The sequence below is a fragment of the Bacillus sp. JFL15 genome, from assembly GCF_001184225.1.
In the GTDB taxonomy this organism is placed as follows: domain Bacteria; phylum Bacillota; class Bacilli; order Bacillales; family Bacillaceae; genus Bacillus; species Bacillus siamensis.
In genome coordinates this window covers 1,273,680-1,289,559 of the sequence record NZ_KQ236689.1, presented here as the reverse complement: position 1 = coordinate 1,289,559, position 15,880 = coordinate 1,273,680, and the positions used below count along the sequence as shown (strand labels likewise).

Genomic DNA, 15,880 nt, shown 5'->3' with positions numbered 1-15,880 from the left:
GCTGTGGAGAAACCTTGAATAATCCCACCCCTTGTATCAGAAACTAAGCCGTAAACTACCCGTCAGTTAAATTAGTTAGAAAAATAAGATTTCTTATTGAAAGCGCTATAATAGAAGTTGGTTATTTGAATTTAGCTGGAAGAAGAGTATGCTGTAAAAGTAAGCGTTTTTTGTCAACATAGAGGAGGGTATATCGTGGCAGATTTATTTACAAAAGTACAAGAAAAAGTAGCAGGAAAAGATGTGAAAATCGTATTTCCTGAGGGGTTGGACGAACGTATCCTGGTTGCGGTCAACAATTTGGCGGGCAACAAGGTATTAAAGCCGATCGTAGTCGGCAATAAAGAAGACATTCAAGCAAAAGCGAAAGAATTAAATCTTACACTTGACGGCGTTGACATTTTTGACCCGCATACATATGAAGGCATGGAAGAACTCGTTCAGGCTTTCGTAGAACGCCGTAAAGGCAAAGCGACGGAAGAACAGGCCCGCAAAGCTTTGTTAGACGAAAACTATTTCGGCACGATGCTTGTGTACAAAGGTCTCGCGGACGGACTTGTCAGCGGAGCTGCACATTCTACTGCTGATACGGTGCGCCCTGCACTGCAAATCATCAAAACAAAAGAAGGCGTGAAAAAAACATCAGGCGTCTTCATCATGGCCCGCGGTGACGAGCAATATGTGTTTGCTGATTGCGCGATCAACATTGCCCCTGACAGCCAGGACCTTGCCGAAATCGCCATTGAAAGCGCCAATACGGCTCAAATGTTTGACATTGACCCGCGTGTTGCCATGCTAAGCTTCTCTACAAAAGGATCGGCAAAATCTGATGAGACGGAAAAAGTGTCAGAAGCAGTGAAAATCGCGAAGGAAAAAGCGCCTGAGCTTACGCTTGACGGCGAATTCCAATTTGACGCTGCATTTGTGCCGTCTGTTGCGGAGAAGAAAGCGCCGGACTCCGACATTAAAGGAGACGCGAATGTATTTGTATTCCCAAGCCTTGAAGCAGGAAACATCGGCTACAAAATCGCTCAGCGTTTAGGCGGCTTTGAAGCGGTCGGACCGATTCTGCAAGGATTAAATATGCCTGTAAACGATCTTTCCAGAGGATGTAATGCGGAAGACGTCTACAATCTTGCGTTAATTACGGCTGCTCAAGCGCTGTAATCCGGAAAAAGCCGGCCTTTTAAGAAGGCCGGCTTTTTTTATAGAAAGAAAGCCACTGCGGCCCAGCCGAACAGCGATAAACAGAGAGAGCCGATCAAGCCAGCCGCGAGCGCCCGCCAGCCATTATGACGAAACGCCGATATATGAACGTTCAAACCGAGACCCGCCATTGCCATGCCGATTAAAACATAGGACACTTGAACAAGAAACGCGGAATGCGCGGCGGAAATGATGCCTGATGTGTGGATGGCGCTCATTCCGAGAAATCCGAAGATAAACCAAGGGATCGGCAGTGAAGCAGCAGAGGCTGTCTCTGATCTCCCGCCGCGGCGCGCCCGCATTCCAAGCATGAATGCGGCCGGGACGAGCAGCGCGACCCGCGTCAGCTTGACGATCACCGCCATCTCGACGGCTGCTTTTCCTCCGGCGCTTCCGGCCGCCGCCGCATGCGCCACCTCATGAAGCGTTGCCCCGCAAAAGGCGCCGTAAGCAGCAGGAGAAAAGCCCAATACATGATAAGAAAGAGAATATACAACAGTAAAAACGGTTCCTAATAACGAAACGGCGGCTGCACTGATGGCTGTCGCATTTTCGTTTGACCTGATCTGCGGCGCGATCGCGGCAATGGCAGCCGCCCCGCAGATCGCAGTGCCGCAGGCTGTTAACATGCTGAGTGTCTGATCAATGCGGAACAGCCGGGACAGTCCGTATACGACGGCACCAGCAACCATCATACAGCAGATGGCAATTGCAAATACGTGCCAGCCGGCATGATAGATATCCGTCAGGTTCAGTCTCATGCCAAGCAGGATAATACCGGCTTTCAGCAAGTATTTGCTTGAGAATCGAATCCCCGGCTCCAATGCCGCCTGCTGTCCGAAAACGGCGCGCCAGACCATTCCGATCAGCATCGCGAGGACAAGCATTCCGAGCAAATTTAAAAACGGCAGGCGGCTGGCATAGAAAGCCGCAAACGCAATTCCTGCGGTAACTGAAACACCCTTTACTATCTTCATCTCAGTCACTTCCCATTAGGTTGATAACTCCACTTTACTGCGGTCTTAATCATTAGTAAAATATATTTATATGATCTAAACGATTAGAAAAAATAATGATAAGGGGCGATGCTTTTTGTATTATGGGGAATTGAAAACATTCATTGCCGTCGTCGAAGAAAAAAACTTTACAAAAGCGGCGCAGAAGCTGATGATTTCTCAGCCGAGCGTCAGCCTTCACATTAAAAATCTGGAGAAAGAATTCCAAACCGCCTTGCTGAACCGCTCCCCGAAGCACTTTACGACTACGCCGACGGGGGACATTCTCTATCAGCGCGCCAAGCAAATGGTCTTCTTGTACGAGCAGGCGAAAACCGAAATTTACGCCCATCATCATTATGTCAAAGGGAAGCTCAAAATCGCCGCGAGCTTTACCATCGGCGAATATATTCTGCCGCCGCTTCTTGCAAAGCTTCATGACGAGTATCCCGAACTGAACCTTGATGTCATGATCGGGAACACGGAGGAGGTCAGCGAAGCGGTTCGGATGCTTCAAGCCGATATCGGATTAATAGAAGGACATACGGGGAAAAACGAGCTCGACATTCAGCCGTTCATGGAGGATGAATTATGCATTGCCGCACCTAACGGACACCCGCTCGCCGGCAGAAAAAACATCCCGGTGACCGACTTGCAAAATCAAGCGTGGGTGACGAGGGAGAAGGGTTCGGGGACGAGGGAGTATTTGGATCATGTCCTGCATTCAAACGGACTGCGGCCGAAATCCATGATGACGATCAGCAGCAATCAGGGCGTCAAGGAAGCTGTGATCAGCGGAATGGGTCTTTCCGTTCTGTCAAAAAGCGTACTGCAAAAGGATCTGCTTCACGGCAGCATTTCCGTGCTTCAGATTAAAGGATTTTCCTTAAAACGGAAACTGTCTATCATTCAATCTTCCATTATGGAGAACACAAAAAACAAAGAAATCTTCATCGCTCTTTTGAAAAGTCAATTTCAATCATCTTAAGCGGAATGATATAATAAATGCATGGAAAGCCTATGACGAAAGGGATTTAATATAGATGGGAAAGCAACCGATTGATTTATTGATGCAGCCGAGCTGGAGAATCATTGACCAATCCAGCCTCGGTCCTTATTTTGATGCGAAGCAGTCATTCGCAATGGATGATACGCTGTGCGCCTCCGTAGGTAAAGGGGAATCGCCTGCGACAGCACGCTCTTGGGTGCACCACCGGACGATCGTGCTCGGTATTCAGGACACACGCCTGCCGTTTTTAGAGGACGGCGTGAAATTGCTGGAGGACGAAGGCTATCGTGTGATTGTCCGCAATTCAGGAGGCCTCGCGGTCGTTCTCGATGAAGGCGTATTGAATATCTCGCTTATTTTTGAAGACGAGAAAAAAGGCATCGACATCGACAGAGGCTACGAGGCGATGACGGAGCTTGTGCGGCGGATGCTGCGTTCCTACAATGCTGAAATTGAAGCATATGAAATTAAAGGATCGTATTGTCCGGGCAGCTATGATCTCAGCATCGGCGGGCGGAAATTCGCGGGAATCTCACAAAGGCGCCTGCGGGGCGGAACCGCAGTTCAGATTTACCTCTGCGCTGATAAAAGCGGAAGCGAACGCGCCGATCTGATCAGACGTTTCTATCAAGCCGCTTTAAAAGACAAAAGCAATGACACAAAAGGCGTGTACCCCGACATCCGGCCTGAAACGATGGCTTCCTTAAGCGAATTGCTGCAAACGGACATTACCGTGCAGGATTTAATGCTGTCACTTTTAACCGAACTGAAGGAACGCAGCGGCCGCCTGTATGCAGCCGGATTATCGCCGGAAGAAGAAATGGCATTTGAAAAAAATCTGACCCGAATGCTGGAACGGAATGAGAAGGTGTTCGGATAACTTTCTATCTGCATTTTCGAAAACCAAAAGGCTTCTTTATATTTGCTTTTTGCAATATAAAAAATCATGTGCTTTTGCCACAGAACGATCAAGCGGCCGCTTCAGCTTATGTAAAAACACAAATTTTTGAAGTTCGGTTCTTAATTAAAAATTCGGAGACTACCAATATAGATAGTCCCCGAATATTTTAATTAGCTATGATTTGCTTTGCTTCAGGATATAATGTTTTTATAACATCTGAAGTTTCATGCGTAAATTTAGACTGTTGAATAACTGTCATGTTATGTTGTAGAGCAGCTGCCATTAACTCCCTTCCGGAATTTGAAACCGAATGATAAAGTGAATTAAAATCATGGTTTTCTAACGCTTCAATCGCCTTTTCTTCGGTATTAAGAAATGTCAAATGATCTATACATTGTATAATGCTTTGGATTCCTCGAACTCTTGTTCTGAAAATTTCCTCCAATTGTTTTTCATCATACATTAGTTCTTCATACTCTGTCTCAAGTTTTTTAGTATTATGAGGGTGCATTTCGAGTTCTTTATGCAAGACTTCAATAAGGAGATTTTTAGCATTCTTTAATTTTTTAAAGCCTTCCTTGACTGCAGCAATCGCCTTGTGTTTATCTCCTGCGAAATAATGCTCACCTGCTCTGTCAAATTCTATAGCACCTAGATAAACTTCTACCAATGATTCCTGATTCTTGACTGCAAGTGCTTCTGCTTTAGATTTCAAAGCAGGCACCTTTGAAGTTCTGCAGGTATTTGCTATGACACCCATTTTATCGCCTCCGATATTATTATTTGTAACTAAAACCATATTATACAAATAATGTATTTTTATCAACTGATTAGTTAGAATTTTTCAAATATTATTTCGGGTTGGTTAGAATTAATGCCTCTTTTGCAAAAAGAATGGCACTAACGTTCAGGAGTGAGGGGGCGGGGGAACGGTGTTAAAAGGTTATGGGGAATTTTAAACGGTGCCTTTTGACTACCACTTAAGAAAAGTTAAAGTTCTTAATGAATATTTTTACTTTATAAAACCAGATAGCGTTTTTGCTAAATGGCAAAAACCCCTTTTTCCATGACAAGGAAAGGGGGTTTTTCCGTTATTCGGCCATTTTTTCTAAATTGCCGTTCCGGTCCATTTTGAAGGACGGGGAGGCGTGTTCGTCTTCTTCAAATAAAACTAGTTTTCTGGCTCTGTTCATAATTTTAACCAAGGTTTCGTAGTCTTCCTGAATGGTTTTTTGGTCTTTTTCAAGCTTTTCGACGGCCGCTTCCAGCTGCTCGGTTTTAGACTGCAATTCTTTGTTTTCCCGTTTTAAACGGTCATTTTCCATTTGCAGGGCGGAAGTTTGCTTTCCGCTGCCTTCATAGCTCTGCAGAAATTGAATGACGTCTGCCATTGTGAGCTCCGCCTTTTGGCTCGGCTGCTGAGGCGCCAGCAAATGTGATAAACTAGCTAACTCTTCCTTGAAGCTTTCATCAACATAAGGCATATGTTCGCCGGACATGACGGCTTGCCGGTCTTCTTTAGGCGCTTCTGCTTGAACCGTCTCTTCGGCTGCGGTTTCCTGCATGATATCCGCTTCCGGAGCAGGCGGCTGATATAATAGTTTCTTCTTGGCCGGCTGTCCGTTTCCGAGCGCGCGCATCCGCTGTTTCCGCTGTTTTTTGGCGAGCTGAAGCGCTTTTTCGTATTGATGGCGGACGACGGCATTCCATCTGAATCCGCACGCTGCCGACGTTCTGTTTAACTTATCGCCTACCTCTTCAAAGGCGTTCAGCTGCGTGCTTCCTTCCCGAACGTGACGGAGCACGGTTTCCGCAAGCAGCAGGTCGTTTTCTTCTGACCAGGCGTCCTGTCTTTGTTTTGTCAATGTTCTCAACCCCCAATATCTTTGATGGTATTAGAATGTCCAGATTGGAAAATATTTATACAAATTGGCTGAAAGAATGAGAGATACGCAGAGCCTTGCAGGATAAGATGAATCCTTGTACAATGAGATGTGATGTGATTTTTTTCGTTTTTAAAATTAAGATTTAACATAGAGGAACATTGAATGAAGGGAAGCGTACATCATGGCTAATGAATTCCGAGTGTGTGATGATTGCCAAGCCACCAATATTAAAACATTGCTGCCGCGTTTAAAAGAAGCTGACCCGGATGCAAAAGTGGAGGTCGGCTGTCAGTCATATTGCGGGCCCGGACGCAAAAAATCGTTTGCTTTCGTAAACAACCGCCCGCTGTCGGCGCCGACTGAGGACGAGCTGATTGAGAAAGTGAAAAAGAAGATCAAAAAGTAAATGTGTGTTTCGACAGCCTCGCCCGATGGGTCAGGCTTTTTTGCTTCAAAAAAATCAGTTTCGGAAAAAGTGGAACAAAACGCCGGACAAATTCAAGGATGTTTTCAAAAGACTGAGCCGATATAATAGAAGCACGGCTAAAAAAAAGAGGGAATGACGATGGCGTATCCAAATGGAAAATTATCAGAAGAAAAAGTGTTTAAAGATCCCGTTCACCGCTATGTTCATGTGCGGGACAAGCTGATCTGGGATTTGATCGGCACCCGTGAATTTCAGCGGCTGCGCCGGATCAAACAGCTCGGTACGACGTATTTGACGTTTCACGGCGCGGAACACAGCCGTTTTAACCATTCTCTCGGCGTCTATGAGATTGTCAGAAGAATGGTTGACGATGTTTTTAAAGGCCGCCCTGAATGGGATGACAATGAACGCGAACTCTGTCTCAGCGCCGCGCTTTTGCACGATTTGGGACATGGGCCGTTTTCGCATTCCTTTGAAAAGGTTTTTCATCTGGATCATGAAGACTTTACGAGAGAAATTATTCTCGGCGATACCGAGGTGAATCAGGTTCTCAGAAAGGCGGGTCCCGGATTTCCGCAGGATGTTGCAGAAGTCATTGCTAAAACATACAGAAACAAACAGGTGGTCAGCCTGATTTCGAGCCAGATTGACGCCGACCGGATGGATTATCTTCAGCGGGACGCGTACTATACGGGCGTCAGCTACGGACATTTTGATATGGAACGGATTTTAAGGGTGATGCGTCCGCGTGAGGACCAGATCGTCATTAAGCAAAGCGGCATGCACGCCGTCGAAGACTATATTATGAGCCGCTATCAAATGTATTGGCAGGTGTATTTTCATCCCGTGACGAGAAGCGCTGAAGTCATTTTGACGAAAATCCTCCACCGTGCGAAGCAGCTCCATGAAGAAGGGTATATCTTCACGCATGCTCCCGTTCATTTTTATTCCATCTTTGAAGGGAAGCTGACGCTTGAGGATTATCTGAAGTTAGATGAAGCTATCATTTTATATTATTTCCAGGCTTGGGAGGATGAAGAGGATCAGATTCTGTCCGACTTGTGCCGCCGCTTTATTAACCGCCAGCTGTTTCAGTATGCCGAATTTAACCCGAATGAGGAAATGTCGGCTTATTTTGAACTGACTGCTCTGTTTAAAGAGGCGGGAATTGATCCCAATTATTATTTGGTGGTCGATTCTTCATCGGATCTGCCGTATGATTTTTACCGTCCGGGTGAAGAGGAGGAGCGTCTGCCGATTCATCTGTTAACGCAGAACGGCCAAATCAAAGAGCTGTCCAGGCAGTCCGCCATTGTCGAATCCATTTCGGGAAAACTGCGGACGGATCATAAGCTGTACTATCCGATGGACCTCATTTTTGACGATTCAGAAAACCCTGAAGCGAAATTAAAAATCCGGCAGCTGCTGGGACTGACATAAAAGGATTTTGGTAAAGAAGGAAAAGGAGATGTCGGGAATTTGTTGAAAGAACATGCAAAACTGATGAAAGTGTTCTCGGATTCTGGAGAAATCATCGGGCGGAAAAAGCTGCAGAAAATCATTTATATCGCGAAGAAAATGCAGTATCCTTTCTACGAAAAATATGATTTTCATTTTTACGGCCCGTATTCCGAAGAACTGACGCTTCGAATTGAAGAGCTGTGCAATCTTGGGTTTCTGGATGAGGTGAAGGAAAAAAAGGGCGGCTACTTTCAATACCGGTATTCGCTGACGGAGACGGGCGCTGAGTTTTTACATCACGCGGAACTGACGATGCCGGATATGAAGAAGTACATCGACAGCGTCAACAGCCGCTCATCCCGGTTTCTGGAGCTGGTGTCTACGATTTTGTATTTTGACGGCCTTGAAGCTGAGGAAAAGAAAGAGAAAGTGTTTACGATCAAGAGCAAGCAGAAATATACAGATGAAGAATATGATGAGGCGCTTCACTACATAGAAGAGCTGAAACACATTTGTTAAAGGCGATGGCTTTCGTCTTTTTTTATGTAAAAACCAGGCCGCAACATGCGGGCCTGGTTTTGTTTATTGTCTCAATTTGCTGTGCTTGTACGAATATAAAAAGTAAACGATCACGCCGATGATCAGCCAGGCGGCAAAATAAAGCCACGTTTTCAGCGGCAGATTGACCATTAAAAACAAACAGCAGATAATGGCCAAAATCGGCAGTACGGGTACGAAAGGCACTTTAAATCCCCGAGGCAGATCCTTATGAGTGCGGCGCAGAATCAGCACGGACAGACTGACCATGGCGAATGTCAGCAATGCGCCGATGTTTGAGAGATCCGACAGTTCTTTCAGATCAACAAAACCCGCAATGCATGCACTGATCAGTCCGATCAGCCACGTATTAAAGATCGGCGCTCCCGATTTCTTTCCGACAATGGTAAAGACTTTCGGCAGCATTCCGTCTCTTGCCATCGCAAAAGATATACGGGTCGCCGCATACGTATGCGCGAGAACGACGGCCATCAGTCCGATTACCGCTCCGGCAGCGATTACGCCCGCCACCGCATTTTGTCCGACAGTCTGCAATACATAAGACATGGCTTCCGGCACATTAAGCTGTGTATACGGAACCATTCCCGTCATGACGAGACAGACAATGACGTATACTAATGTACAGATCACCAGTGAACCGATAATGCCGATCGGCAGGTTGCGCTGCGGTTTTTTGACTTCTTCAGCCGAAGCGGAAATCGCGTCAAACCCGAGAAACGCAAAAAAGACGGCAGAAGCCCCTGTGATGACGCCTTTCATTCCAAAAGGCATAAAAGGATGCCAATTGCCCGGCTTTACAAAAAAGCTGCCTGTGATGATAAACAGCAAAACAATTCCGATTTTTACGAGAACCATTATATTATTAAATGTTTTGCTCTCTTTGGAGCCGCGTGACAGAACGACCGCAATTAATAGAGTAATGATGATGGCAGGAAGGTTGACGATGCCTCCCTGGCTCGGCACGTGCAGCAGACTGTCCGGCAAAGGCATGCCGATTTCGGCTAACAGATTATTGAAATAGCTTGACCAGCCGCTTGCGACCGCGGATGCCGTCACCATATAAACGGATAAGAGCGTCCAGCCCATTAAATGGCCGATAATTTCTCCCATCGTCGTGTAAGAGTAAATATAAGCACTTCCGTAAACCGGGAGAACAGAAGCGATTTCGGCGTAACATAATGCTGCAAGGCTGCAGACAACGGCTGCAATGATAAAAGAAAAGATAACGGAAGGCCCGGCGTTTTTCGCGGCCGTAATGCCTGTAAGGACCATGACACCCGTCCCGATGACGGCGCCGATGCCCAGTAATGTTAAATCAAATCCACCCATCGTTTTGGCAGTCTGCCTGTTTCTGCTTTGTTCAAGCAGCTGGGTGATGTCTTTTTTTTGTAGGATATTCCGCAACACGCATCCCTCCATCCGAAAGCAAAAACCAAGAGGAGCTCTTTGGCTTTTACCCGTGTCACATCTTCTGTGTAATCAACAATCCTGTGTTCTGTTTCCCTGTCTGTTTCGTTTCTTTTCCAATCATATTGTCTGCCGCATCCGATCAGATCAGCCACCTTTATGATTTTACCTGAATCGTGTCTATAAAACCAGCATTGCATAAAAGGATATGGTAAAAAAGAGGGAGACAAAAGTCTGGACAAGGCAGGATAAAAGTTGCGGGCATTCCGGCCGGAATTTTGACTTTCTCCGTAAGGTATCAGTAAAATGTAATAAAAAACTAACAAATGATGATGGATGCATCTTGAAATGGGGAGTTTCTGCATGAAGCACGATAACTTGCAAGCAAATGTACTGGATTACGCTCTTACAAAGTATTTAAAGAGCACGAAAAAGCTTGATGAGGCGACAATTCCGAAGAGTATCAATAATATCAGAGGATTTATTCTGAGGATTATTTACCGGCACGGCACGTGTACGATTAAAGATATATTGCAGGAGGTTACATTATCACCTTCCGCCACGACAACCGCTCTCAATCACTTAGAAAAAGAAGGGTTCGTGGAAAGGTCGAGAAACAACGAAGACCGCCGCACGGTATGGATGACGCTTTCCGAATCGGGGAAAATGGCGGCCATGCAAATGATTGAAAACCGGCAGCTGCTGATTGACGAACTGTTCGAAGCATTGACAGAGGAAGAAAAGAAAATCTTTTTCAGCCTGGTTGAAAAGGTTGTGAAATAAGCCGGCCTGCGTACAGCATTGCCGGCCTTTATCAAGGATTACTCCGTATCGCTGATCCGTTTGCCGGCGACGGCGTAATGATCCTTTCTCATTTCTTCAATCATGACAATGATCTTTTCTTCGGCTGCGCCTGTCGTTTCTTTGACGGCTTCTGTCACTTTTTCAACCAGATTCCGTTTTTGTTCATCTGTGCGGCCTTCAAGCATTTTAACGGTTACGAGCGGCATGGTGCTGATCCTCCTTTATCGTTTCCTCTCTTTGGAAGAGAGATCACTTATAGTATACTGAATGAAGGACAATCTTGCATTTTTAAAAAAAGGGGATTTTTACATTTGGACAGATTTTTATATTATCCGCTGGAGCTTATGCCCTATGTCGTCATTACGCTGATCGTGGCATTTACGATGCATGAACTGGCGCACGCGTATGTCGCGTATCGGTTCGGTGATGATACAGCGGCGAGACAGGGAAGATTAACGCTCAATCCGATTAAACATCTTGATGTTTTCGGAACCATTCTTATTTTGGTCGCGGGTTTCGGCTGGGCCCGTCCGGTGCCGGTGAACCGCCGCGCCTTTAAAAGACCGCGGCTGGCCGGGGTGCTGGTTTCCGTCGCGGGGCCTGTAAGCAACCTGCTTCTTGCCTTTATCGGTTTCTTTTTGCTAGTGTTGATGCATGCTTACGGAATGGAGCTGCTTTCGGCATTCAGCATGGGGCTTGACCGCTTTTTCTCTATATGGATTCAGCTGAACCTCGCGCTTTGTTTATTCAACCTGCTGCCGCTTCCTCCGCTTGACGGCTATCGGATTATTGAGGATCTCGTGCCGCCGCGGGTGCGCGCGAAAATGACTCAATTTGAGAGCTACGGGATCATCGTGTTTCTCGTTTTGTTTGTGACACCGGTCGGCTCCTATGTCGTGTGGCCGCTGTTAAGCGAGGGAAGAGACTGGATTCTCAAGGTTTTTGCCATTATATTTCAACCGCTTTTGTAGGAGGGTATTTTCATGGAAGAAAAAAAGAAAAAAACAATCGGATTTAATATCATTAAAAGTGATCCGACCGACGGACATGGCGGTTTCGGCGCCGGATCGCTGAGCCTTGACAATATTTCTCCGGTATTTGTCGATGTGGAAGAGAAGGAAGCCTTCGTCGATATCGGCGCCATGCACGCCCGCAGTGTCGTAGAAAAAGGGATCAAATTCCTGCCGAACAAGGATGAAGTGCCGAACGGAAAACCGTACTGGCTCGTGTGGGTCACCATTGACAGAAAAGAAGAAGGCCCTTATTACGCGGGTGTGACGGCTTGTGAAATGACCGTGGACAGAAGTATCCGCAGAGGTTATAAGTCATTGCCGGAGCATGTGAATTTAATGGATAAATCAATGAAGCGCCGCATTATCGTGGATAAAATGGATGACAGCTCAAAGCAGGTGCTTGCTGAATTTCTTCAGAAGCATGACCAAGGGCTCTGGGATCGTTCATCTGATGAATTGAAGACGGGTCTGCTTCCGGAAGAAAAATAATTTGTGAACTTTTTGTGAACTTTATAAATATTTGCACTATTTTACATTTTTACTGAGTAAACTGTTGATACAGAATCAGGACATGGAAAGTCCCGAGCCGAACCAAGACTCGGGGTTTTTCATGTTGAGCGGAGGTTTCATCATGTTCACCGTATTTGAAATCGGGCCTTGGGTCATTGAAGCAGATGCGGCGGAAACGAGAAAACAATATGAAAAATCATGGGCTGATCCTTGCGATTGCGGGAGCTGCCGGAACTTTTCCGAGGCGATGAATCTCCTTCCCGCCGAGAAAACAAGGCTGTTTACGCAGTTTGGGATTCGTCCGGCTGTCTGCCGCGACTTAGGGGAGCATGGAAAGGAAAACGGCTGGCATCATTATGCGGGCAGTTATCCGATTGTCGGCAGGCTTAGGGAAGGCTGGCCGAAGTTTCATATTGAGAGAGCGGGAGATATCCGCTTTTCATTTTCTTTGCCGAGTACAACATTTTTATACCGAAGGATTTTCCCGATCCTATTATCCATCTCGACTTTTCACTCTTGCTCCCGTGGGTGCTTGAGGAAGAAGCGGAGTAAAGCCCGGCGCACGATGCACCGGGCTTAGTCTTTTTTGCCGAGCCACTTATCCCACCACTTTCTGCGCGGAGGTTCCTTGCGGGTTGGAGCGTGTTCCTTTTCTTTTTTAGACGGTTCCGGTCCGTAGCACACATCCGCGGGCTCTGTGCCTGCGATAAAATACGTATAATGCTTTGCGGCGCATCCAGGTCCCGATGTGTAGCCGGAAGCGGGATCGATATAGACGCCCGTGACGCCCTTCGGCGGTTTAAGCGCTATTTCCGGTTCTCCTTTAAGCGCCTTCTCCATAAAGTCCGCCCAAATCGTCTTCGCATAGCTCTTTTCCTCTACGGAATCTATCGTGCTGCTTTTGTCATAGCCTGTCCAAATACCGGCAGCAAGAGCGGGATTAAAGCCGATCATCCAGCTGTCCGCGCTTGTGGTGCCTGATTTCCCGCCGTACGTCCGGGTCAGCCTGTCTGAAATGGTGCGCCCTGTGACGGAAGTATAGCCGTTTAAATCCTGATCAAACATGCCCGTCATCATGCTCGCCGTCACAAATGCGGCTTTTTTATCGAGCGCCTGCTGATGTCTGCGCGGCTGTTCATACAAGATATTGCCGGCAGTATCCGTTACTTTTGTGATAAAGGAAGGGGTGATTTGTTTCCCCCCGTTTGCGAGCATCGCGTAGGCATTGACCATTTCAATCGGGCGCACGGGTTCAGTTCCGAGCGCCAGAGACGGAAGGGGCTTTAAATGTTCGCTGATGCCGAATTCCTTTGCCGCCGACACGAGCTTATTCATGCCGAGAAAGAGATGGGTCTTCACGGCATAGATGTTGTCTGATAACGCAAGCGCCTGAAGCAGCGTAATCGGTTTATTGGCGTAGTAGCCGTTGTAATTGCTTGGAGAATAAGTATCTCCGTTATCGTCAATCTGAAACTCTGTTTCTTCGCTTTTCATCAGCGTGACCGGAGTAAAGCCGCTTTGAATCGCTTTGTAGTATAAAAGCGGTTTGATCGTGGAAGCCGGCTGGCGTTTCGCCTGTGTCGCCCGGTCAAACGGGCTTTTTTCGTAATCACGTCCGCCGATCAGCGCAAGTACGCGCCCTGTTGCCGGATCAATCGCGGAAAAGCCGACCTGAATGTCAGAGCCGGTACGGATCGTATGTGCCACAGTGTTTTCTGCGATCCGCTGCATGCGCTTATCAAGCGTTGTATAAACACGCAGCCCGCTCGTTGTCAGCTGTTCGCGCGTCATCCCGAGCTTTTTCTCGAGTTCTTTCATCGCATCATCGTAAAAATAAGGCGCCGTTTTTGCCGCGGTTCTGTTTTTCAGCGGCTGATAGGCAAGCGGTGTTTTCTTGAGTTTTTCCGCCTTTTCTTTTGAGATCATTTTCTGTTCGGTCATCAATCGGAGAATGGTTTCCTGGCGCTGTTTGGCCTTCTTTTCACTGACATAAGGCGAATAGCCGGACGGGCCTTTCGGTATGCCTGCCAGAAGCACGGCTTCCGCATCGTTCAGATCTTTGGCGTGTTTGCCGAAATACAAGCGGGAGGCGGCTTCGATTCCGTATGCGCCGTGGCCGTAATATATCGTATTTACATAACCTTCTAAAATCTCGTTTTTAGAATAGTTCTGTTCAAGGCGGATCGTATAAAATGCTTCATTCCATTTTCGTTTCCATGTCTTATCATGCTCAAGATAGAGGTTTCTTGCGTATTGCTGGGTGATGGTGCTGGCGCCCTGAACCTTGGCCATTGCTTTTATGTCGGCAAGCGCGGCAGCGGCCATCCGCCGGTAATCAAATCCGTGGTGGCTGTAAAAGTTTTGATCCTCTACCGCAATGGCGGCCTGCACCGCCATCGGATTAATATCTTTTAACCGGACCCAATAGCGTTTTTCACCGAAATCGGTCTCTCCCAGCTTTGAGCCGTCATTTGCATAAAGAATCGTAGACTGAGGGACCCGGACGGAGGGGGCGCCCTGCCATTTCGCTGCAAGAAGAACGGATGTGAAGCAGACGCCGGCCAGCATTCCGCCGATCAACGTCAGAAAGATGCAGGCGCGGATGATTTTGAGCGTGATTCTGAGCTGTTTTCCAGATACTTTATCCACTTTTGGGAACCCCCTTTTTCATGATTCTATTATTATGTGAAAAAAGGGGGTTTTTTAAACATATCAAACCCGACACTTCTTTACTTTTTCCCCGCCATCCTCTATACTTTTTCCTTAGGTGAAAATGAGATTTTAACCGGAATAAAAGCGAAACAGACGCTTACAATAAATGAAATAAGCCTTGAAAGGGAGATGACAATTGAGCGAGCTTTGGTATACGGAGAAGCAGACGAAGAATTTCGGCATTACATTAAAGGTGAAACAAACATTACATACTGAACAGACTGAATTTCAGCATCTGGAAATGGTAGAGACAGAAGAATTCGGAAACATGCTGTTCTTAGACGGAATGGTCATGACTTCTGAAAAAGACGAATTCGTTTATCATGAAATGGTTGCGCACGTACCGTTATTTACGCACCCGAATCCGGAAAACGTCCTCGTTGTGGGCGGCGGAGACGGCGGTGTCATCAGAGAGATTTTAAAGCACCCTGGCGTAAAAAAAGCGACGCTTGTCGACATTGACGGCAAGGTCATTGAATACTCTAAAAAATTTCTTCCGTCCATTGCGGGCAAACTTGATGACCCGCGCGTCGACGTAAGAGTCGATGACGGCTTCATGCACATTGCAAAATCAGAAAATGAGTATGACGTCATCATGGTTGATTCAACAGAGCCGGTCGGACCGGCCGTCAATTTGTTCTCAAAAGGCTTCTATGCCGGAATTTCCAAGGCGTTAAAAGAAGACGGCATCTTCGTCGCGCAGACGGACAACCCGTGGTTTACACCGGAGCTGATTACAAACGTACAGCGTGACGTGAAAGAAATCTTCCCGATCACCCGCCTGTATACGGCCAATATCCCGACGTACCCAAGCGGTTTGTGGACATTTACAATCGGTTCTAAAAAGTACGATCCGCTTGAGGTGGAGGACAGCCGTTTCTTCGACATCGACACGAAGTATTACACGAAAGAGCTTCACAAAGCGGCATTTGTTCTTCCGAAATTTGTGAGCGACTTAATCAAATAAAAATGTATGGCGCAGGAGCGAATC

16 protein-coding genes and 1 pseudogene are annotated in these 15,880 nt (G+C 46.8%); 11 read left to right on the top strand and 6 right to left on the bottom strand.

Annotated features, from left to right (window positions below; genetic code table 11):
- Nucleotides 1-195 precede the first annotated feature (195 nt).
- Complete coding sequence (gene pta / locus AD710_RS06505; RefSeq protein ID WP_045926607.1) at nucleotides 196-1,167, top strand: phosphate acetyltransferase; 972 nt, start codon at nucleotides 196-198, stop codon at nucleotides 1,165-1,167.
- A gap of 38 nt (nucleotides 1,168-1,205) precedes the next feature.
- Here the strand turns inward: pta and AD710_RS06500 are convergent, their stop codons facing one another.
- Nucleotides 1,206-2,183: a YeiH family protein gene (locus AD710_RS06500; RefSeq protein WP_049627594.1), complete on the bottom strand. Its 978-nt coding sequence runs from the start codon at nucleotides 2,181-2,183 to the stop codon at nucleotides 1,206-1,208.
- Between the two features lie 115 nt (nucleotides 2,184-2,298).
- Here AD710_RS06500 and AD710_RS06495 point away from each other — a divergent pair, with 115 nt between their 5' ends.
- Together AD710_RS06495 and AD710_RS06490 are read left to right on the top strand one after the other, a co-directional pair.
- Entirely contained in the window at nucleotides 2,299-3,189 is an 891-nt protein-coding gene (locus AD710_RS06495) for a cysJI operon transcriptional regulator CysL (RefSeq protein WP_016937573.1), read from the top strand.
- Nucleotides 3,190-3,244: 55 nt separating this feature from the next.
- Nucleotides 3,245-4,090, top strand: a complete 846-nt coding sequence (locus tag AD710_RS06490) for an octanoyl-[GcvH]:protein N-octanoyltransferase (protein ID WP_049627593.1) — start codon at nucleotides 3,245-3,247, stop codon at nucleotides 4,088-4,090.
- 187 nt (nucleotides 4,091-4,277) lie between these two features.
- Here the strand turns inward: AD710_RS06490 and AD710_RS19980 are convergent, their stop codons facing one another.
- A complete protein-coding gene (locus tag AD710_RS19980; protein WP_231595045.1) occupies nucleotides 4,278-4,871 on the bottom strand; it encodes a hypothetical protein in 594 nt (197 codons plus the stop codon).
- Between the two features lie 331 nt (nucleotides 4,872-5,202).
- On the bottom strand, nucleotides 5,203-5,976 hold the full coding sequence (locus AD710_RS06480) for an RsfA family transcriptional regulator (RefSeq protein ID WP_016937584.1): 774 nt from the start codon (nucleotides 5,974-5,976) through the stop codon (nucleotides 5,203-5,205).
- A 202-nt stretch (nucleotides 5,977-6,178) separates the two neighbouring features.
- Between AD710_RS06480 and AD710_RS06475 the strand changes: the two genes are divergently transcribed.
- The 3 genes from AD710_RS06475 (at nucleotide 6,179) to AD710_RS06465 (ending at nucleotide 8,404) form a co-directional block, all read left to right on the top strand.
- Nucleotides 6,179-6,403 (top strand): YuzB family protein, encoded by a 225-nt coding sequence (locus tag AD710_RS06475; RefSeq protein ID WP_003151034.1) that lies wholly within the window; start codon nucleotides 6,179-6,181, stop codon nucleotides 6,401-6,403.
- 159 nt (nucleotides 6,404-6,562) lie between these two features.
- Nucleotides 6,563-7,864, top strand: coding sequence for an HD domain-containing protein (locus AD710_RS06470; protein WP_016937586.1), 1,302 nt, complete (start codon nucleotides 6,563-6,565; stop codon nucleotides 7,862-7,864).
- Between the two features lie 39 nt (nucleotides 7,865-7,903).
- On the top strand, nucleotides 7,904-8,404 hold the full coding sequence (locus AD710_RS06465) for a YwgA family protein (protein WP_007407653.1): 501 nt from the start codon (nucleotides 7,904-7,906) through the stop codon (nucleotides 8,402-8,404).
- 63 nt (nucleotides 8,405-8,467) lie between these two features.
- On the opposite strand, the gene AD710_RS06460 is transcribed toward AD710_RS06465, so the two are convergent.
- Nucleotides 8,468-9,847 (bottom strand): amino acid permease, encoded by a 1,380-nt coding sequence (locus AD710_RS06460; RefSeq protein WP_049627592.1) that lies wholly within the window; start codon nucleotides 9,845-9,847, stop codon nucleotides 8,468-8,470.
- A 366-nt stretch (nucleotides 9,848-10,213) separates the two neighbouring features.
- Between AD710_RS06460 and AD710_RS06455 the strand changes: the two genes are divergently transcribed.
- Entirely contained in the window at nucleotides 10,214-10,633 is a 420-nt protein-coding gene (locus AD710_RS06455; RefSeq protein WP_003151040.1) for a MarR family transcriptional regulator, read from the top strand.
- A 38-nt stretch (nucleotides 10,634-10,671) separates the two neighbouring features.
- Here the strand turns inward: AD710_RS06455 and AD710_RS06450 are convergent, their stop codons facing one another.
- On the bottom strand, nucleotides 10,672-10,860 hold the full coding sequence (locus tag AD710_RS06450) for a 2-hydroxymuconate tautomerase (RefSeq protein ID WP_003151042.1): 189 nt from the start codon (nucleotides 10,858-10,860) through the stop codon (nucleotides 10,672-10,674).
- A 105-nt stretch (nucleotides 10,861-10,965) separates the two neighbouring features.
- Between AD710_RS06450 and AD710_RS06445 the strand changes: the two genes are divergently transcribed.
- The 3 genes and pseudogenes from AD710_RS06445 to AD710_RS06435 all read left to right on the top strand — a co-directional run bounded on the left by AD710_RS06445 (nucleotide 10,966) and on the right by AD710_RS06435 (nucleotide 12,729).
- A complete protein-coding gene (locus AD710_RS06445) occupies nucleotides 10,966-11,625 on the top strand; it encodes a site-2 protease family protein (RefSeq protein ID WP_003151043.1) in 660 nt (219 codons plus the stop codon).
- 12 nt (nucleotides 11,626-11,637) lie between these two features.
- Nucleotides 11,638-12,156 (top strand): YwhD family protein, encoded by a 519-nt coding sequence (locus AD710_RS06440; protein WP_016937589.1) that lies wholly within the window; start codon nucleotides 11,638-11,640, stop codon nucleotides 12,154-12,156.
- 142 nt (nucleotides 12,157-12,298) lie between these two features.
- Nucleotides 12,299-12,729, top strand: a pseudogene (locus tag AD710_RS06435) (hypothetical protein).
- Between the two features lie 24 nt (nucleotides 12,730-12,753).
- On the opposite strand, the gene AD710_RS06430 reads toward AD710_RS06435, so the two are convergent.
- Nucleotides 12,754-14,826 carry a transglycosylase domain-containing protein gene (locus AD710_RS06430; RefSeq protein ID WP_049627591.1) on the bottom strand — a complete coding sequence of 691 codons (2,073 nt, stop codon included), beginning with the start codon at nucleotides 14,824-14,826 and terminating at the stop codon, nucleotides 12,754-12,756.
- Nucleotides 14,827-15,025: 199 nt separating this feature from the next.
- Here AD710_RS06430 and speE point away from each other — a divergent pair, with 199 nt between their 5' ends.
- Nucleotides 15,026-15,856 (top strand): spermidine synthase, encoded by an 831-nt coding sequence (speE, locus tag AD710_RS06425; protein WP_013353957.1) that lies wholly within the window; start codon nucleotides 15,026-15,028, stop codon nucleotides 15,854-15,856.
- Nucleotides 15,857-15,880 lie beyond the last annotated feature (24 nt).

What these genes read in the sequence shown, in the direction of transcription:
- AD710_RS06500 (WP_049627594.1), bottom strand. Translation starts at nt 2,183, where the DNA reads ATGAAGATAGTAAAGGGTGTTTCAGTTACCGCAGGAATTGCGTTTGCG.
- AD710_RS06490 (WP_049627593.1), top strand. Translation starts at nt 3,245, where the DNA reads ATGGGAAAGCAACCGATTGATTTATTGATGCAGCCGAGCTGGAGAATC.
- AD710_RS19980 (WP_231595045.1), bottom strand. Translation starts at nt 4,871, where the DNA reads ATGGGTGTCATAGCAAATACCTGCAGAACTTCAAAGGTGCCTGCTTTG.
- AD710_RS06475 (WP_003151034.1), top strand. Translation starts at nt 6,179, where the DNA reads ATGGCTAATGAATTCCGAGTGTGTGATGATTGCCAAGCCACCAATATT.
- AD710_RS06470 (WP_016937586.1), top strand. Translation starts at nt 6,563, where the DNA reads ATGGCGTATCCAAATGGAAAATTATCAGAAGAAAAAGTGTTTAAAGAT.
- AD710_RS06455 (WP_003151040.1), top strand. Translation starts at nt 10,214, where the DNA reads ATGAAGCACGATAACTTGCAAGCAAATGTACTGGATTACGCTCTTACA.
- AD710_RS06450 (WP_003151042.1), bottom strand. Translation starts at nt 10,860, where the DNA reads ATGCCGCTCGTAACCGTTAAAATGCTTGAAGGCCGCACAGATGAACAA.
- AD710_RS06440 (WP_016937589.1), top strand. Translation starts at nt 11,638, where the DNA reads ATGGAAGAAAAAAAGAAAAAAACAATCGGATTTAATATCATTAAAAGT.